General features: G+C 37.2%; 11 protein-coding genes. 3 read left to right on the top strand and 8 right to left on the bottom strand.

All coding sequences use genetic code 11. From position 1 onward, the window contains the following. Positions 1-491: 491 nt before the first annotated feature. Together MHB44_RS03870 and putP are read right to left on the bottom strand one after the other, a co-directional pair. Positions 492-1355 carry an EamA family transporter gene (locus MHB44_RS03870; protein ID WP_341301660.1) on the bottom strand — a complete coding sequence of 288 codons (864 nt, stop codon included), beginning with the start codon at positions 1353-1355 and terminating at the stop codon, positions 492-494. Between the two features lie 174 nt (positions 1356-1529). Then, on the bottom strand, positions 1530-3014 hold the full coding sequence (gene putP / locus MHB44_RS03865) for a sodium/proline symporter PutP (RefSeq protein ID WP_341301659.1): 1485 nt from the start codon (positions 3012-3014) through the stop codon (positions 1530-1532). Between the two features lie 324 nt (positions 3015-3338). Between putP and MHB44_RS03860 the strand changes: the two genes are divergently transcribed. After that, positions 3339-4313 carry a proline dehydrogenase family protein gene (locus MHB44_RS03860; RefSeq protein ID WP_341301658.1) on the top strand — a complete coding sequence of 325 codons (975 nt, stop codon included), beginning with the start codon at positions 3339-3341 and terminating at the stop codon, positions 4311-4313. Positions 4314-4412: 99 nt separating this feature from the next. Here MHB44_RS03860 and MHB44_RS03855 read toward each other — a convergent pair whose 3' ends face one another. Continuing rightward, positions 4413-5744: a helix-turn-helix domain-containing protein gene (locus MHB44_RS03855; protein ID WP_341301657.1), complete on the bottom strand. Its 1332-nt coding sequence runs from the start codon at positions 5742-5744 to the stop codon at positions 4413-4415. A gap of 172 nt (positions 5745-5916) precedes the next feature. Here MHB44_RS03855 and pruA point away from each other — a divergent pair, with 172 nt between their 5' ends. After that, positions 5917-7461: an L-glutamate gamma-semialdehyde dehydrogenase gene (pruA, locus tag MHB44_RS03850; RefSeq protein ID WP_341301656.1), complete on the top strand. Its 1545-nt coding sequence runs from the start codon at positions 5917-5919 to the stop codon at positions 7459-7461. A 61-nt stretch (positions 7462-7522) separates the two neighbouring features. On the opposite strand, the gene MHB44_RS03845 is transcribed toward pruA, so the two are convergent. Then, the gene (locus MHB44_RS03845) at positions 7523-7654 is read right to left on the bottom strand and encodes a hypothetical protein (protein ID WP_341301655.1); all 132 of its coding nucleotides are present in this window, start codon (positions 7652-7654) and stop codon (positions 7523-7525) included. A 262-nt stretch (positions 7655-7916) separates the two neighbouring features. On the opposite strand from MHB44_RS03845, the gene MHB44_RS03840 reads away from it, so the two are divergent. Then, positions 7917-9890, top strand: a complete 1974-nt coding sequence (locus MHB44_RS03840) for an S-layer homology domain-containing protein (RefSeq protein ID WP_341301654.1) — start codon at positions 7917-7919, stop codon at positions 9888-9890. A gap of 183 nt (positions 9891-10073) precedes the next feature. Here MHB44_RS03840 and MHB44_RS03835 read toward each other — a convergent pair whose 3' ends face one another. The 4 genes from MHB44_RS03835 to MHB44_RS03820 form a co-directional block, all read right to left on the bottom strand. Next, a complete protein-coding gene (locus tag MHB44_RS03835) occupies positions 10074-11996 on the bottom strand; it encodes an N-acetylmuramoyl-L-alanine amidase (protein ID WP_341301653.1) in 1923 nt (640 codons plus the stop codon). 237 nt (positions 11997-12233) lie between these two features. Next, positions 12234-13145, bottom strand: a complete 912-nt coding sequence (locus MHB44_RS03830) for a C40 family peptidase (RefSeq protein ID WP_053993588.1) — start codon at positions 13143-13145, stop codon at positions 12234-12236. Positions 13146-13366: 221 nt separating this feature from the next. Continuing rightward, positions 13367-14443: an S-layer homology domain-containing protein gene (locus MHB44_RS03825; RefSeq protein ID WP_341301652.1), complete on the bottom strand. Its 1077-nt coding sequence runs from the start codon at positions 14441-14443 to the stop codon at positions 13367-13369. A 174-nt stretch (positions 14444-14617) separates the two neighbouring features. Then, positions 14618-18589: a cell wall-binding protein gene (locus tag MHB44_RS03820; protein ID WP_341301651.1), complete on the bottom strand. Its 3972-nt coding sequence runs from the start codon at positions 18587-18589 to the stop codon at positions 14618-14620. Between the last annotated feature and the right edge of the window lie 10 nt (positions 18590-18599).

The following is an 18599-nucleotide window of genomic DNA, read 5'->3' as shown; positions in this document are numbered from 1 at the left end:
TTGAATTCGGGTTTAGAAACCTAAACTTCAATTAGAAGGTGCTTTTTCTCTGAGTACAAGAGTGAGTTATCTGTATAAAATAAAAATGAAGACCACTGAGGAATACCAATCAAACAGGTAGTAAATGAATTAACTATATGACAGTGAATACAGGCGAAAACATAGATGTGTTGATATAAAAATGGAGAAGCCCAACGACTGGAACAACTTGTACGTAAAGAGCAGATCTTTTAAAGGTATACCCGCTGATAATGCCACTATTTCATTCAACATGAAAGTCTGAAACATTCTACTTAAACAATTTGAAGCGTACTACGAACAATCATTGTAGAATAAACTATCCAAGACTATGTAAATTATTATAACTCTATCTGAATACAAACAAAACTAAATAACCAGTCGCCAGTTCAGAACTGACAACTGGTTAGATAATGCTTTTTGTTCCCTATCTTGGATAAAGAGGTCAGTCCCCAAAAGGCACATTACACTTGTTATCTGCTTACACGAGTTCCTATTGTTAATACTAGAATCCCTGCAAAAATCAGTACAACACCTAGCCATGATGTCCACGCTAAATATTCTCCAAGGAAAAATGCCCCAAGTAATGCGGCTGTTAAAGGTTCCGCTAAGCTAAGTGTTACAGCTGCTGAGGATGAAATAGCTCGCAATCCTCCTAAAAATAGCACATATGCCAAACTTGTTGCCATTAACCCCATATACGTCATCGACCAAATATTTTCCGGCATTCCCATCCAGCTAAATCCATCTTGCCATGCAAATGGAAGCAGTAATACTGCACATAATGAAAATGTCATGGCTACTGCAGGCAATGTTGCTGCTTTTTCTGTTAAACGCTTGCTCACATTTGTGTACAATGCAAACATACAGCCACCACTGAGAGCAAGCAAAATACCAAGGCTATTTACTGTTGTGTCACCACCAACTGCAAACAATAAAATACAACCAACAATAGCAAATGTAGTTGAAATTACCCACGTTTTTGTCGGCTTTACCTTCCAAATTAGCCATTCAAGGATACCCGCAAATACAGGTGCGCTCCCAATCGTAACAACAGTGCCAATAGCGACACCTGTGTAACGTATGGATGAAAAAAAGAAGCCTTGAAAAAGTGCAATGGAAATAGCCGCAAGTATATTCCATTTCCATGGCCATGTTTGCCAGTGTATCATGCGAGCCGATAATGTAATAATTAGCAGTGCGCCTCCACCAATCGCTGAACGAATACAAGCAACAGCAATTGGGGAAATATCTCCTTGTAAAAATGTTTGTGTTGTACCAGTAGTTCCCCAAAGAATTGCAGATAGTAACACAATAATATATGGAAAAATTTTCATCTAAATTCCCTCCGTCTGTTATTTAGGTTGATGACAGCCCTTAACAGAGAGAAGTTCTCACCTTTCCTCCACTAAGAGCAGAAAAGTGGGGATGGTACATCATTTTCAAATAATGGCGTCCATAGCATATTTATTCACCTCAATCATCGAACATAATTTAAATAATAACAGCTACTATCTTTCTTCTTTCAGAATTTTTTCCATACTATTAAATTCATCTTCAATATCTTGATTTCGTTTATATGTTATAAGACTAACAACAACTGCCACGAGTAAACATACGATAAAACCAGGAACAATTTCATATAATGCTGAAGTTAGGGCTTCTACCTTACCCCAAATAAATGCAGTCACTGCACCTGTTATCATACCACTAATAGCACCATAGTTTGTTAATTTTCTCCAATATAATGATAATAAAATTATTGGTCCGAATGCTGCACCGAAGCCTGCCCATGCAAAGCTTACTAAGTTTAAAACAGAGTTATCTGGATTCCATGCTAAAATTCCTGCAATAATTGATACAACTAATACAGCCATACGCCCAACAAACACATAATGCTTATCACTTGCAGTTTTATTAAATAGAGCTTTGTAAATATCCTCTACAAGTGCTGAAGATGTTACGATTAATTGCGAAGAAATCGTACTCATAACAGCAGCTAAAATAGCAGCTAACATAATACCTGCAATGAAGGGATGGAATAAAATTTGTCCAAGTACAATAAAGACTGTTTCAGCATCCTTTAGCTCTCCGCCATTTTGTTGGAAATACGCTACACCAACTAAAGCAGTTGCAAGAGCACCAAATAAACTTAACATCATCCAGCCAATACCGATACGTCGAGCCTGTTTTGTTTCCTTTACTGAAGTAATCGCCATAAAGCGCACGATAATATGTGGTTGTCCAAAATAGCCTAAGCCCCATGCTACCGAAGAAATCAACGCCGCTGCTGTAAGTGTTGATGGTAGTAAGTTTAAATGTTCAGGATCAACGGCTTTAATCGAATCGATCGTGTCTCCTAGTCCACCTGTTAAGAACAGCCCAAATACAGGAACGGCAATCAATGCAACAAACATTGTTAAACCCTGAATAAAGTCTGTATAACTAACAGCTAAAAATCCACCAAATAATGTATAGGCTACAACTACACCTGATACAATTAATAAACCTGTATGATAATCATAGCCGAAGGAGCTATCAAAAAACTTACCGCCAGCTACCATGCCTGATGATACATAAAACGTAAAGAATACTAAAATAATAATACCTGATGCAATTCTGATCAGCTTTGTATGATCACGCAAACGGTTATCCAGGTAACTTGGAATTGTAATTGAATCGTTAGAAACTTGTGTGTACACACGTAATCTTGGTGCTACTAATAACCAGTTTAAATAAGCCCCTATTGTTAAACCAATAGCAATCCATGCCTCAACAATCCCTGATAAATAAATGGCTCCTGGTAATCCCATCAATAACCAGCCAGACATATCTGCGGCACCCGCACTAAGCGCTGTTACAGCAGGACCCAGCGAACGTCCCCCTAGCATATAATCCGTTAAATTCGATGTTTTAACAAATGAATACCATCCAATGGCTAACATTGCTACAAGATAAATAATAATTGCAAGTAATTGATACACATTTTCTGACATATTTTTTCCCCCTTGTTTAGTCATGATTGTTAGCTAATAAAAATGTTTTAGTGCAAATAAACTATATAATCCTCCTTTTCCCCATAAAAATTAAATCTACGCATTCTAAAATAAAGCATAATCACTATTTTGAAAAGTTCCAATTTTTTTAATAAAAATTTTTAAAGTATTTTTAGAGCTTGGAAAAGCCAATAAAGACACTATCTCATGCCCCCTAAGAGGGACCTCTAAAAATGTTAAAAAAAAAATCTTATTGTTTTACTTTTCAAAAAAAGTGTTATAATCGCCAAGAATTTAAAATTTTCAACTTTGGAGGTCATTTTAATGGCATTACGTGACTTTTTTATCGCACTTTCAGAAAACCAATTATTAAATAGCGCTGCCCAAAAATATGGTTTACGCATGGGTGCACAAAGCGTTGTAGCAGGCACATCCATTCCAGAGGTTGTGCAAACAATTAAAGAGCTAAACCGTGCAAACATTTCTTGTACTGTTGATAACCTTGGCGAATTCGTCTTTGAGAAATCTGCAGCAACAGCAGCAAAAAATAATATTTTAGCAGTGATTCAAGCAATTCATGATGAACAATTAGATGCACATATTTCGCTAAAGCCTTCACAGCTAGGACAAGATATTGATATTGACTTTTGCTACGAAAACTTAAAAGAGGTTGTAGCACTGGCACATCAATACAATATTTTTGTAAACTTTGATATGGAAAACTATGGTCGTTTACATAGCTCATTTGATTTACTTGATAAGCTACACAAAGAGTACGATAATGTTGGTACTGTTATTCAGGCATATTTCTTTGAATCAGACGAAAACATTGAAAAATACAAAGATTTCCGTCTTCGCATTGTAAAAGGTGCCTACAAAGAGGCTGAAGAGGTAGCTTATCAATCAAAAGCTGATATCGACCGCAATTATCTAAAACTAATTGAATATCATTTATTGCACGGGAAATTTACATCCATCGCTACACATGACCATAATGTTATTAATCATGTTAAGCAATTTGTAAAACAGCATAATATTCCCAATGATAAATTTGAATTCCAAATGCTCTATGGTTTCCGTAAAGATATGCAGTTAGATCTTGCACACGAAGGCTATAATTTCTGTACATATTTACCATTTGGTAATGATTGGTATGGATACTTTATGCGTCGTTTAGCAGAGCGCCCTCAAAATCTAGCACTTGTCACAAAGCAAGTGTTTAATAAAAAAACAAATACAGCAATTGGCTTAGGTGTTGCAGCCTTTGCTCTCGGCCGTCTATCTAAAAAAAGCAAATAAAATTACAGGCGATCCACTTATTGAGCGATTCTATCCACCACTTTAGGTAATCTATCCATCAGTTCAATAATGCTATCCACCAAAAAAGCGAAAACATCGTTAATCAATGTTTTCGCTTTTTTTATTGAGCTTATAGTTTTTAACACGATACTGTAAGCTTTGTCGTCGTATTCCTAATGCAGCCGCTGTTTTTGAAATATTACCCTGATGAAAATCCAATGCCTTGGAAATATAATATTCCTCAACCTCTTTCATGTAGACATCAAGCGGCCGAATATCGTGTGGATTTTTAATAATAAATAAATCAGCCTTCTCCTCTGCCCCATTTTCATAGGAATGCTGGATTTTCCATCTAAAATGTGCCGGTAGCATATGGGAGTCAACTACTGTTTCATTTGTTAAAAGTGAGGAAATTTCATCTAGTAAAACCTCTAATTCCTTTAAATTTCCTGGCCAGTCATACCCTAAAAAGATTTCTTGTACTTCCTCCGACAACCCTTGAATAGAGGAGCCAAAGCTATCACGATGTCGTTTAAAATAGTCATCAATAAAGGGCATAATATCTTCTTTTCGCTCTCGCAACGGTGGCACATAAATCGTAATACCCGAAAATAGTCGATATAATTTTTTCGATAGCTTTCGCGCTTGAATTAAATCAATAGGGTCTTTGCCTACACTCGCAATTAGCATATGGTGATGATTGGGATGGTTGTTGAAAAGCTCCACAATTTTCTCTTGAGCGGCCATGGATAAATATTCGATCCGCTCAGCAAAGAAAGTAATTTTTTCTTTTTCAACAATGTATTTTTCAAACTGCTTTAAAATTGTGTCCTCATCCCTACGGCAAATTAACGCAATAAACATATCATTTTTTACACTTAAATCATGGTGAATACCTTCAGCAATCATATCAATTCCCGTACCAGACTCCCCTATTAACACAACAGGCATTCTACTAAGTGCTACAATTTTTGCCTTTTCAATAACATCCCTCATCACTGCTGATACAGCCGAAATAATATCAAAGGTTAGTGGCGCACCATATCTTCTTAATGGCTGGTACATCATATATTCAAGCTGTGTAATATCGCGGGCAAATTCCACCGCCCCTACTAAAACTCCCTCATAATGCAGTGGATAAATATTGCTAATGTAGGTTACCTCTTGGTTTTTTTTATTCCAGTACGTTTTTTTTACATTGAGCACAGGCGTTTCAGAATTTAAAACTTTATAAATATCACTTTTCTCTGTTTCAAAATCAATAATTTCGAGTGCTCGCCTCTCCTCAAATTCATCCTCATTAACGCCTTCTAGCTCTCGCATTTTTTTATTATATATAAGCAATTTGCCATCTGTATCTACTACACAAATGCCCATATCACCTTTTTCAATAACATATCTATAAATACTGAGTAGTATACTATTATCCATTTTGTCCTCCTGTATGCTCCTAAGCTTATTCTAACACCAATCTAAAAGGCTGATGAGAAAATTTAAAAAATTTATATTGATTAATGCCAAATAATATTGCATTATATAATTAACAAAATCTTAAGAAGTGCATAATCATTTGGCACTCTTTTATCTATTGGAGGAAATTGACATGATTCCATACAAACACGAACCATTTACAGATTTTACACAAGAGGCGAACTATACTGCTTATGTAGAGGCTTTAAATAAAGTAGAGGGATATTTAGGGCAAGACTACCCACTTATTATTGGTGGCGAGCGCATTACAACTGAGGATAAAATCGTTTCGTATAACCCTGCCAAGAAAACAGAAGTCGTAGGTCGCGTATCAAAAGCGAGCCAGGAGCTAGCTGAAAAAGCGATGCAAGAGGCAGACCAAGCATTTAAAACATGGAAAAAGGTGGATCCAGCTATTCGTGCAGACGTGCTCTTCAAGGCAGCAGCAATTGTCCGTCGCCGTAAACATGAATTCTCGGCTTTATTAACAAAGGAAGCGGGCAAACCATGGGCAGAGGCGGATGCAGATACAGCAGAAGCGATCGACTTTATGGAATATTATGCACGTCAAATGCTACGTATTAAAGATGGGCAGCCCGTAGAAAGCCGTCCAGGGGAATATAACCGTTACGACTATATCCCATTAGGTATCGGTATTGTGATTTCTCCTTGGAACTTTGCCTTTGCGATTATGGCGGGTACAACCGTTGCAGCATTAGTAACAGGCAACACCGTGTTATTAAAACCAGCTTCGACAACACCAATCGTTGCGTATAAATTTATCGAAGTATTAGAGGAAGCTGGTCTTCCAGCAGGTGTGGTGAACTTTGTCCCAGGCTCTGGTGCAGAAGTGGGCGACTATTTAGTGGATCATCCAAAAACACGCTTTATCAGCTTCACAGGCTCACGTGATGTTGGCTTACGCATTAACCAACGTGCATCCATTGTCAATGAAGGGCAAATTTGGATTAAACGTGTCATCGCTGAAATGGGCGGTAAGGATACAATCGTTGTGGATAAAGAAGCTGATTTAGAGCTAGCTGCACAATCCATTGTAAAATCAGCATTTGGCTTCTCGGGCCAAAAATGTTCCGCATGTTCTCGTGTAGTAATCGTAGAAGATGTTTACGACCAAGTAGTGGAGCGTGTAGTTGAATTAACAAACACTTTAACAGTGGGCGACCCAACTGACTTTACTAACTTTATGGCGACGGTAATTGACCAAGCAGCGTTTAACAAAATTACGGAGTATATCGAGATTGGGAAAGGCGAAGGTCGTCTAGTAGCTGGTGGTACAGCCGATGATTCAGTGGGCTACTTTGTGCAACCAACCGTCTTTGCAGATGTAGATCCTTCAGCTCGTATTATGAAGGAAGAAATCTTTGGGCCAGTCGTGGCGATTGCTAAAGCAAAAGACTTCGATCATGCGATTGATATTGCCAACGATACAGAATATGGTTTAACAGGGGCTGTCATTACGAAAAACCGTATGAACCTTGAAAAAGCACGTGAAGAATTCCATGTGGGTAACCTGTACTTCAACCGTGGCTGTACGGGCGCCATCGTAGGCTACCAACCATTCGGTGGCTTCAATATGTCAGGCACAGACTCTAAAGCGGGTGGGCCAGACTACTTACAATTACACATGCAAGCAAAAACAACTTCCGAAATGCTTTAATTAAAAAAGGGGCTGTTTGGAAAGATAATATCTTTTCAAACAGTCCTTTCTCACATGCGATCTATTTATTTTTAGTTTTCCCTTTACTCTTCCCCGCGTAAAAAGCCACTGATAATGCAATACCAATAATAATAAATGTCCAATCTTTATTCACAAAACCAAGGATAAAAAAAGGAATGCCTATCACCCACATTGTCTCATCCCTCCTACTATTTTAGATGACTTCCTAGTTATACGAATAACGATAAAAAGAGATTCACTTTTCAAGAGCGTACATAAATAACTATATAATAGAAGAAACTCATCTCCATTTTGATGCTTTTTCTCTTGCCTTTGATAAAACCATACTTATTTCCTATAATAAATTGGTACTTTTTATATTTTTTCATATCATTTGACCCTTATGCCAATTTTATAACTTTGTTAAAATAATATCAGTTTAGGAGGGTCAAAATATGAGAAAACTATCAATTTTTCTATCACTTCTGATGCTTGTCAGTCTAATTATGTGGCAGCCCCAAAATGCCTATGCTGATGAACTATCAGGACATATGCATGAAAGTGGTCTTCGTTATTTAATTGCTAAAGAAGCTTTACTGCAAGATGAAAATGGTAGCTATCGTCCGAATGATACGGTGACACGCGGTGAATTTGCTACATACATAGCAAAGGCTTTAAATTTGGAGACAAAAAATAATAGTACCTTTACAGATGTCCCCAACACATATGTATTTGCAGACGAAATTAAACTCGCTGCGACTGCTGGCATTATTACTGGCTACACAGATGGCTCCTTTAAGCCGAATGCTCGTATTTCCAGAGAGCATATGGCTGTGATGTTAATTCGAGCTGTTGATTACTTAAAAATTCCAAAAGGCAGTTCTTCTATTACATTTAAAGATAATGCCACTATTTTTAAAGATTTCCGACAAGATGTTGCTATCGGTGCTCAGCTAGGGCTGATTAAAGGCAGTTCAAATGGACTGTTTTTACCAAGAGATAATGCCACAATTGGCGAAGCATCAACATTTATTTTCCGCTTAATCGCTCTTGCTGATAGCGTTCAACAAAACCCTGACTATCCCGACAATAACAATAATAATGGGAACAATGACAGCTCTGATAATAACAATGGAAACACTGGAGGTAATAACAATCAAACTACCCCCTACATTGTTCAGGAAATTTTAAATGGTAATTTAGTGGATAAGCAATCCTATACTAGCTTTGAAGCAGCAGAGAAAGCACTAACAAATCATTCACTCGTCATTACAAGCGATAGCAAAATTCTTAAAATGTCCTCAGGCTATGTTGTCACAAATAACTATGTAGCATTAAATTCTGAAACAATTAAGGATCAAATAGCCGTTGCTGCTAATACTGAGATGGAATACCTAGACAGTGATGCAACACAAGTAAAGGTACGCTTAGCAGGCCATGTTGGCTATTTAAAGCAGGCAGACGTATCCTTAATCCCTTCTGCATTAATGAAAGGGCGTTCTTACTATACAAATGAAAATGGCGAAATTAAGCATACTTTATATGATTACAAATCAAATAAGTATTCAGCTAGCTATGTGTATGGGAAGGCTCCTAGCTTTATGAAGCAGGGTGAAAAATACTTTAGCTGGGATGGCATTAACTTCACAAATGCGAATGGTTCTTCAACAGGAGAAGCCTATAACTACTATCAATTCCTACCTGCTCGTGCTAAAACACAATATACGGCTGAAGAACTAGATCAATATATTCTACAAAAATTAGCAGAAGTTGAAAGCTCGGGTGCTTCAATTTATAAAAATGCCACAACAAAAAGTAAATTAATTGGTTTAGGTGCTATCTTAAAAGAAGTGGAAGCTAACGCTCATATTAATGCGATGTTAATTTTAGCGCTTGCACAGCATGAAAGTGCCTATGGAATGAGTGATCATGCTCAAAATTTAAACAATCTATTTGGTTTATATGTGTATGATACAAATCCGCTCAATAAAAAGTTTGATAGTGTGGAAGCCAATATTAATGAGCTTGTTGAAAAGTTCTTACAGCCAAATTACATTACACCTGGTGGACGTTATACAAACGGTGCAGTTGTTGGCTCGAAGGCGATGGGCTTTAATGTGAAATATGCCTCTGATCCATTTTGGGGCGCTAAAATCGCTGGACACTACTATCGTGCTGAAAAAGCACTAGGCTTTAAAGATGCTAACAACCCATATAAAATTGCTCTCACAACCACTGCTGGGCTCAACGTGCGTACAGATACATCAACAAGTCAAAGCCCTCTCTACACATTTAATAAAAGCAATATGCCTGTTATTGTGACAGATGCAAGCTTAAATGGTTGGTGTCAAATTATCTCTGATCAACTTCATACAGAACCAGCTTATATTAGTTTAGATTATATAAAAGTGATTAATACGGTAAGATAAAATAGAAGGCAGCCTCAAGCCATCAACGAGGCTGTCTTTGTTTATGTTTAGGGAACATGGGTATATACAAATTAGAAAGAATCATGCTGAATATCATACTCCTTACTTTGCCAAAAGGTTTAATCACTTTTCAACAGAAAAAACGATTCCAAAAATAGTAATGGAATCGTTTCTTCTATAGCTTTATTGCTTTTTATAGTATTGCAAAATTCCATTATAAATAGATTCTGCAAATAATGTAACATATTGATCATTTGTCATTTTATTGCGATCTTGGCTATTCGATAAGAAGCCAAGCTCTACTAAAATAGATGGGATGACCATATTACGAATAACGTAATATTGTTCTTGCTTCACACCACGGTTTTTCATATTTAAGTTATTGACAATTTGATTATTTATGAAAGTTGCTAAATCAATGTCCTCCTGATACATATCTCCTGTAGAGATTGCATAATATGTTTCAGTACCCTGTGCTGACGTATTGGCAGCGGAGTTGACATGGATACTCACGAAAATTTCACCATAGTTTGCTTGTGTGAAGTCTACACGATCTTGTAAGGATGGATACGTGTCACCCGTACGTGTCATATACACCTTTGCACCAGCGTTCTCTAGCAGTTGCTTTACCTGTGTACCTACTTTTAATGTAATACTCTTCTCGGAAACAGAGCCTGATACTGCACCTGGATCTTTACCACCATGCCCTGGATCTAAAATAATAATGCGACCTTGTAATGGGTTCGCTGATTGATTTAATAGTTTTAGATAAGACTTATGCACATAGCCTGTTTGACCATTATAAGAGATTTCTGCCCAGTAACCATCAATATTATGAACTTGAACAGTTACCCCTTTATTTAGCTTAAATAATACTGTAGATGTTGAATTGCTTTGACTACGAACATTTAGATTCGCAACTGTTACTTTTCCAAGCACATCTCCTGAAGCTGCAGGCGGTGGTGTTGGTGTCGGCGTTGGATTAGGCTTAGGTGTTTCTTCGACAACTGTATCTGTTGTGCTGTTCGCTACAATATAACCTGGTAAACCATCTACTTTCGTTAAATAGTAGCCGCCAACCGTTTTATAAACTGGTAATTTTTCATTTGCTTTAAGCGTTGTAATGATTTTTGCTGATGAAGTTGGTTTCACATACAAGTTCACGGCACCTTTTGTGACAACTTCCTTTTCAACTGATCCTAATTCATTGCCATCTGCATCTAAAAACTCTGCATATTGCTTAAAGACATAAGCATATGCTCCCTTATAAGTTACCTTTAGCCAATTGCCTTCAACGGCATAGATAGATAGTTTGCCGCCTTTATTAACTTGACCTACTACATTTGTATTTGATGAAGAATCCTTTGACTTACGAATATTTAAACCATCTGTTGTTACTTTCATTAAGCCGATTACCTGAGATGTATCAGGAACAGATGACCCTTTTACAGGTAACTCTAAACGATATTTCTCACTTTTAGCACGTGCAACGAACAGCGAAAAATGTGCACGTGTTACTGTATCATTTGGTAAATACTTATCACCTGTACCATTTGTAATACCATTATAATAGATTGTATTCACATATTTTACGTATTCATGTGTAATACCTATATCAATAAATGGTGAATCAACACCCTCATACTCGCTTGTATCTAAGTTAAATGCTTTCGATAATACAAAACTCATTTCACCACGAGTTAAAGGCTTGTTTGGCAGGAACTGACCTTTTACATTTTTATCAAAAAATCCTAATTGTACAGCACGCTCTATATAACCTGACATTTCAGTACCTGCTGTTACATCTGAAAAGCTAGATTTATGGACAACCAATGGCTTATTTCCAGAGGCAACAACAACCATTTTAGCTGCTTGTCCTCTTGTTACATTATTATTTGGACCAAAAACTCTTTTACCATTAACAAAATAACCTTGGATTACACCTAAATTTACTAAATAATTGATTTCTTCATAGGCTGAATGATTGTTAGAAACATCTTCAAACTTGATATTTGTATTCGCGCTGACACTTGCACTATGTAACGTAAACATAGAAGCTGAAATGAATAAGACGCACAAGATAAGACTAATTTTTTTGATGTTCAATGTCTTATTTCCTCCCTTCTTGTTCTCTTAACGTGTCCATTTTAACAAAATTAACTAAATAAAACATCATACAATAGAACTGTTACATGTATTTTTTCCAAATCACATCCTTTTTTAATAGATAGTATCATAAAAATAGAAGAGTCTGCGATTGCAAACCCTTCTTCCATTATACGCTATTTAAAGATCATTTCTTACAATCTACTACACTATGAAAATGTAAATTCTATGAACGGCCTATGGTTGAATTCTATGAATAAATGTTTTTAACTCATCAATTTTAAGTAATTCATCAAGACCAAAGTGACCATTTTCATCACCAGTTGTCACACCATTTGCTGCAAGAGCGGAAACGTATTCGTATGCCCAGTTATTTTGTGGAACATCACTAAATGTTCTTGCTTCACCATGGTTTTCAAGATCAAATGCTAGTACCAATACTTTGGCAATTTGCGCGCGTGTAATTGGTGAAGACGGATTAAACTTACCATTTGCATCGCCTTCAAAGATACCTAATTTCGCTACAGCTGCAATCGCACCTGCATTTGCGTTCGTTGGTTTTACATCTACAAAGCTAGTGTTTGTATCAGATGTATCTAAGTTTAAAGCTTTCGCAATTTGTCCCGCTACTTCTGCACGAGAAGCATAGACAGAAAAGTCGATTGCTGCTTGTTTTACTTCAACTTGTTGCTGCTCATCAAATGTTGCTACACGTTTAGCACCTACATAACGAGAGCCCCAATAATATGGATCATTAACATTTGAGTAACTTACACCTTGATTTGTTTGAGAGTGGATCATTTTTCCGTCACCTATGTATATAGCTACATGTGAAATCCCACTACCGCTTGTATTGAAAAATAGTAGATCCCCAACTTGAAGATCACTTTTTGCTACTGCAGTACCTTGTTGATACTGTGAGCCTGATGTACGGTTTAATTGAATGCCTAAATCTGCAAATACTTTAGAAGTAAAGCCTGAGCAATCAAAACCGCTTGTCGTTGTACCGCCATATTTATAAGGAATACCTAAATATTTAGAAGCTGTGTCAGTAACGTCTGCATTTGTTGCTGCTTCAGCATTATCTATATGAGTTGTTGAAAATAGCATAAATGATGCAAAAATCGGTAGTAACCATTTCTTTTTCATACTTTTGTTATACCCCTCTCAGAACTTTTTTGCCTATACATAGACTATCACAAAAGAGGAGATTATTATTTTTCAATTGTGTAACGGTTTTAGAAAGCAAAAAAACGCTGTTATACCAACGTTTGGAGGTATTTCCAGCGTTCAAAAAAGCCTATTTTCATCGTAAATTTAAGCTTTCGTAACATTTCTGTAATATTCGTGATGCTTTGTCACACTACTACTTATTGACTAGAAAACATTTGTACCCAATAGTAATTTCCTTTGCTATCTTGTGCGATGGCTACCCCTGTATTCGTATAGTGCTCTTTTAAAATATTATCTCGGTGACTAGGAGAAGCCATCCATGCCTTAACAGCAATTTCTGGTGATTTTATATTGCGTGCAATATTTTCGCCAAAGCTTGTGTACGTATAATCAAATAATGTGGCTAAGTCCCACGGTGCACCATAGTACGGAGAAACATGCTCAAAATATTGACGCTTTACCATATCCTGTGCTTTAATAACTGCGATTTGTGTAAGCTCAGGATCATATATAACAGGCTGCAATTGCTGTTCCTGTCTTTCAACATTGATTAATTCAACAACCTCTCTCGACCATGCTGTTGAAAGATTAATCGTTGAAATGTAATCTTTGGCTAAATAATCATAGGCTACTTCTAGCTTTGTGATTTTTTGCTGAAAATCGATGCTTCGCTCTACAAATACAGCAAACTGAGCCCGTGTTACCAATTGATTAGGCGCAAATTGTTTAGAATTGATGCCACCAATAATACCTATATCTGCTAAAGACTCAATATAATCCTTTGCCCAATGTGTACGAGGAACATCCGTAAATTGGCTATGGTTTTTACTATCTACTTTTAGCTGATAGGCCAATGCTAGCATTTTTGCCACCTGCATTCGCTGTAAAGGCTCCTCTGGTTGAAAGGCATCCCCCTTTTGAATAACCCCTAGCTTTTCAAGCTGACAAATCTCCTGATAATACGGATGTGTCACAAAAACGTCCTTAAAGCTTGTAGACACCGCTGTAGCAGCATTCAATTGAAGGGAGCGTGCAATAGCAGCAGCAGCCTCTGCCCTTGTAATCGCTTGCTCAGGCTTAAATGTTTGATCATTATATGTGGTCATATATTGTCTCGATAGCATATGTTGAATGGAAGTATTTGCCCAATACGAATTGGAAATATCAATAACTTTCACAGATGCCGCTTCTACCTGATGAATGCTTGTAAAGCTACCTATCACCGTAGCTATTGAGAGTACCGCTATACAAACCCATTTTTTCAATACGGCCACCTCCTTCATCTTTCAAATAAAATATGTATAAAATGTTACCATTTACACTATAAGATACGAATTTCTAGTGGATAAAGTTTCATGATTTTGAAAAAAGGAAGATCAGAAAGGAATTTCTTATTATAGAAGGAGTTTTCCCGCAATATCCGCAGGGAAAACTCCTTTTTTGTCATACTATTGAATCATTTTAAGATATTCCTCGAGAACTCGATAATTATAGACTAAATCCTGCTGCTCTAATGATAATGCGCTATAGCTTTTTTCAGCGTCCAGCACTTTTTTCTCGAAGTTTGAGCTATCTGGATCAATGCTGCCAATTGCTTGCACAACTTTCAACACAATCGCTACATTTTTTTCAGCTTGCTTCAGTACATCCTCATTAATAACTTGACCGCGTACTTTAGCATCCAATGTTTTATAAGCAGCAACGGCATTCGCTACATCCTCTATATATGATGAAGAAGTGGAAGAAAGTGCTGCAATCATCTCTACAACTTTCTTTACATCAGCCATGCTTTTTTCTGCTTCTAATAATATCGAGTAATTAGAGATACGCTGTTTATCTATTGAATTTAGACTATCGTATTCTTTACGTACCGCTTCCACCATACCAAAGTAAAACTTATCCTTTGGATTTAACTTAGCAATATTGTTATAAACCTTAATAACATTGTCTAAGGATAGCAATAGCTGATCGTTATAGACATAGCGTCGTTGATCCCCATCCAGCTTATCATAGGCTTTTAAAATCTTTTGATATTGACTATTCATATCCTTCGCTGTTAACAGACGATCAATATCCTCTACAACTTTGATAACAGGCTTTACCACCTTCTCTTGGTCTTGTAAAACCTTGTAGTTTTGTACAGCTCGCTGCTGATCCTTTGGTAAAGCATTATAGGCTGCACGAATTTCCTGAACACGTTTCACATATTGCTTTGGATCAATAGATGGTAAATCTGTAATCATCTGCATCACATTACCAGCACCTAAAATACTCGCCTCAGCTGCCTCTAATAAATAGTAGTTTGTAACATACTGCTGCATATCTGTAGGAAGCGCATCGTAAAGGGAACGTGCACGTGAGGTCTCCTGAAGAAATGTGCTGCTTGACGATTTTAGCTTGCTAATCAAATTCACCACATTTGAGATAGGTTCATATTTTAAAAGTACATCAATATTATCAATATATTTTTTCTGATCCTTTGTTAGCTTATCGTAAGCTTTACGTACCGAATTCACCTTACTTACAAAGTTTTTCGCTTCTGGGTCCAATTCATTAATTTGTACCATAACATTTAAAATTGGCTTCACGGCTTTTTCGCGTGTTGTTAAATCTTTAATATTTGTCACTAATTTCTTTTGATTTGATGATAGTTGATCATAAGCTACTCGCGCATTCATGAGCTTTGTTAAATAATCAGCATCCTGCTCCTCTGTCAGCACAATCAATGCAATAACGCCTGCTGCTGTTGTTTGCTCATTTTCTGCTGCTACTAGTGCATCATAATTGATAATCGCCTGCTTCTTTTCTTCTGGCAATCCTTCATATAGCTCACGTGCTGTTTTTAAATCCTCTAAAAAAGTTTTACTTGTTGGCTTTAAGGAAGCAATAAGCCCAATTAATGAAGCAACATCCTCAACAGCTGTAAGGTTCGCATAGTTTGTGACACGCTTCTGAGCTACTTCATCAAGCGCATTATAAGCTTTGCGTGCAGCGAGCACCTTTTTTGTATAATCCTTACTTGTTGGGTTTAAGGCATCAATCATTTGAATAACCTTTATAACCGCTTTATTGTCTTTTTCATAAGTCGTTAACGCTTTAGCCTGCTCCACTAACTTTTTCGCATTTTTATCCATTGCTTTATAGTCAGCAGATAAGGTAGCAATCGTTGACACAAATGTCTCAGGATTTTCATTGGCTAACGCTATAATACGGTCATCAAAAGCCTTTGCTGTGTCAATATAGCCTTGTGCCTTTGTTAAATCTGTATAATTAACAACCTGCTCCTGAAGTGTTACTCCTAAAGCTGTATACACATCTGCTGCTGCTTTTACATCGTCTTTATATGTTTTTTTCGATGGATTTAAGGCATTAATTTGTACTACAGCATCTGTCACTCTCACAATATCGTTTAAGCCATTATAATTTTGGACATAAACTTGATCTGCCGCAGCAAGCTTATTGTAGGCTGTATAGGCCGATTTCGCTTTGGACAAATAATTTTTAGCGCTTGTGTCCAGCTTTTCAAATAATGACACGACATTGACAACCGTTTTATGTGATTTCTCTAAATCTGTGAGAATTTTTATATTCGTGACACGCTTTTTAGCAGCAGAGGTTGGCAATGCCTCATACGCTGTACGTGCCGCCAACATATCCTCCACTAATTTGGATGAACCACCTAATGCGTCAATTTGAGCGATCACTGCCGCAACAGCTACATCCTCATTTTCAAGCGCTTCTATCTTTGCATCAAGTTGTACTTTGATTGCATCAAGTGCTGCTTTAGCAGGGCTTCCAGTAGCATCTAAACCAGCAATACTCATTTTCGCCTCTGCCAGCTTGGTCTGATAGTCCGAGGCAGTTGGTTTTAATGCATTGACTTGTTTGGATGCCTCCGCATATTTGTAAAAGAGTTTTAGTTGCTCTGCTTCTTTCACAAATTTTTGCTCATTCTCTGTTAATTTCTCAAAGGCAGTATAGGCAGCTAATGTTTTCTTTTCGAACGTAGTAGATGCTGGGTCCAACTCGGTAATTAATTTCTCAACCTTTAAGGAAGCTTTATAATCGTTCTCCAATTGAACGAGCGCTGCTAAATTATTAACAATTTTCTTTACATCTTTATGATTACTTGAAGCATCATAAGCTTGACGTGCTTTTTGAATAGCCTCGACTTTATCGTTGTCATTTACAATAGCTGTAATCAGAGCTTCAATAGCTTTAGCGGCAGCAATATTAGTAGTAGCCTGCCCTAAATCGGCTACATTTTTGACAAAGTCTTTTTTGGTGAATTGATTATACTTATCTTGTAATGCCATAACCTCTGTGCGGTACACTTCATCACTTGATACACGCAATGCAGAAATACGCTTCGAAATATCGGCCGCTTCCAGATATGGCTTAAATGTATCATAGTTTGTTACCCACTTCTGGAGTGTTTCATCAAGGGCATTATACGATTTTTCAATTGCTGCAACGGCACTAATAAAGTTCGTTGCTGTATTAAAGTCATCTGGTTTTTTTTTCTCTAATTCTGCAATGCTTGTGGCAACCTTACTAGCCGCTCCAACCTTTACTTGAACATCTGTATACTGCTTATAAGGTGGGATTGTAGCATCTGCTGGATGATAAGCAGCAACGACTTTCTTTTGGTCTGGTGTTAGCACATCGTAGGCTGCTGCTACAGCGTTGAGGGCATTAAGAACTGTCTCGTAATCAGCATTAGCATTTGTCACAAAAGCATCCAATGCATCTGTTGCTACTTTGGCTGCTTTTGCATCGTTTTCCAATTTAACTAGCTTAGCAACATCGAAACCTTTGCCTTTAAAATAATTATTGCGTCCAGCTTCATCATAGCCATACTGTAAGGTTGTGCCTCGAATTGCTGAAACAAGAGCTTCTTCTCCGTCCTCAAGCGCCTCTACAATCACTTGTCTAAATTGATCCTGTACATATAAGTAGGATTTTTCTTGTTGGGCATTCCCTAAAAACTTTTCGTACTTATCTTTAGCATTAGCAACTTCCTGTAAAAAGTTCTTGCTAGTATAGGAAATAGCATTGATACTATCTCCAATCGTTTTAAGCTCGCCAAGTAATCGACGCTGCCCTTCAATATAGCTATATTTCGCTTCGATTAATTCTTCCTCAGTAAAATCAAAATCACTTGAGTTTTTAACAATGATTAGGTCTTCTTTTGCAATGGCCATCTCATCATCTGTTGAATTCTCAGATAGTTTGCCAAACCGTGCAATGATTTGTTCCTTGGCTGTTGTTGCTGCTACTGTCATAACAGGAGCAACTTGTTCTGTCTGTGTCATTACACGAGGCTGTGTATCATTTTCCTGGGCATTTGCTATTGCTGTGGGCGTTAATAAAAGACTTGCAATAACGCCTGCCGTTAATTTTCGATTCAATCCAATCACCCTTTCATCT

It is taken from the genome of Lysinibacillus sp. FSL H8-0500 (assembly GCF_038051955.1).
GTDB lineage: Bacteria > Bacillota > Bacilli > Bacillales_A > Planococcaceae > Lysinibacillus > Lysinibacillus macroides.
The sequence above is the reverse complement of the archived record's forward strand: the minus strand, read 5'-3'. Positions and strand labels throughout refer to the sequence as shown.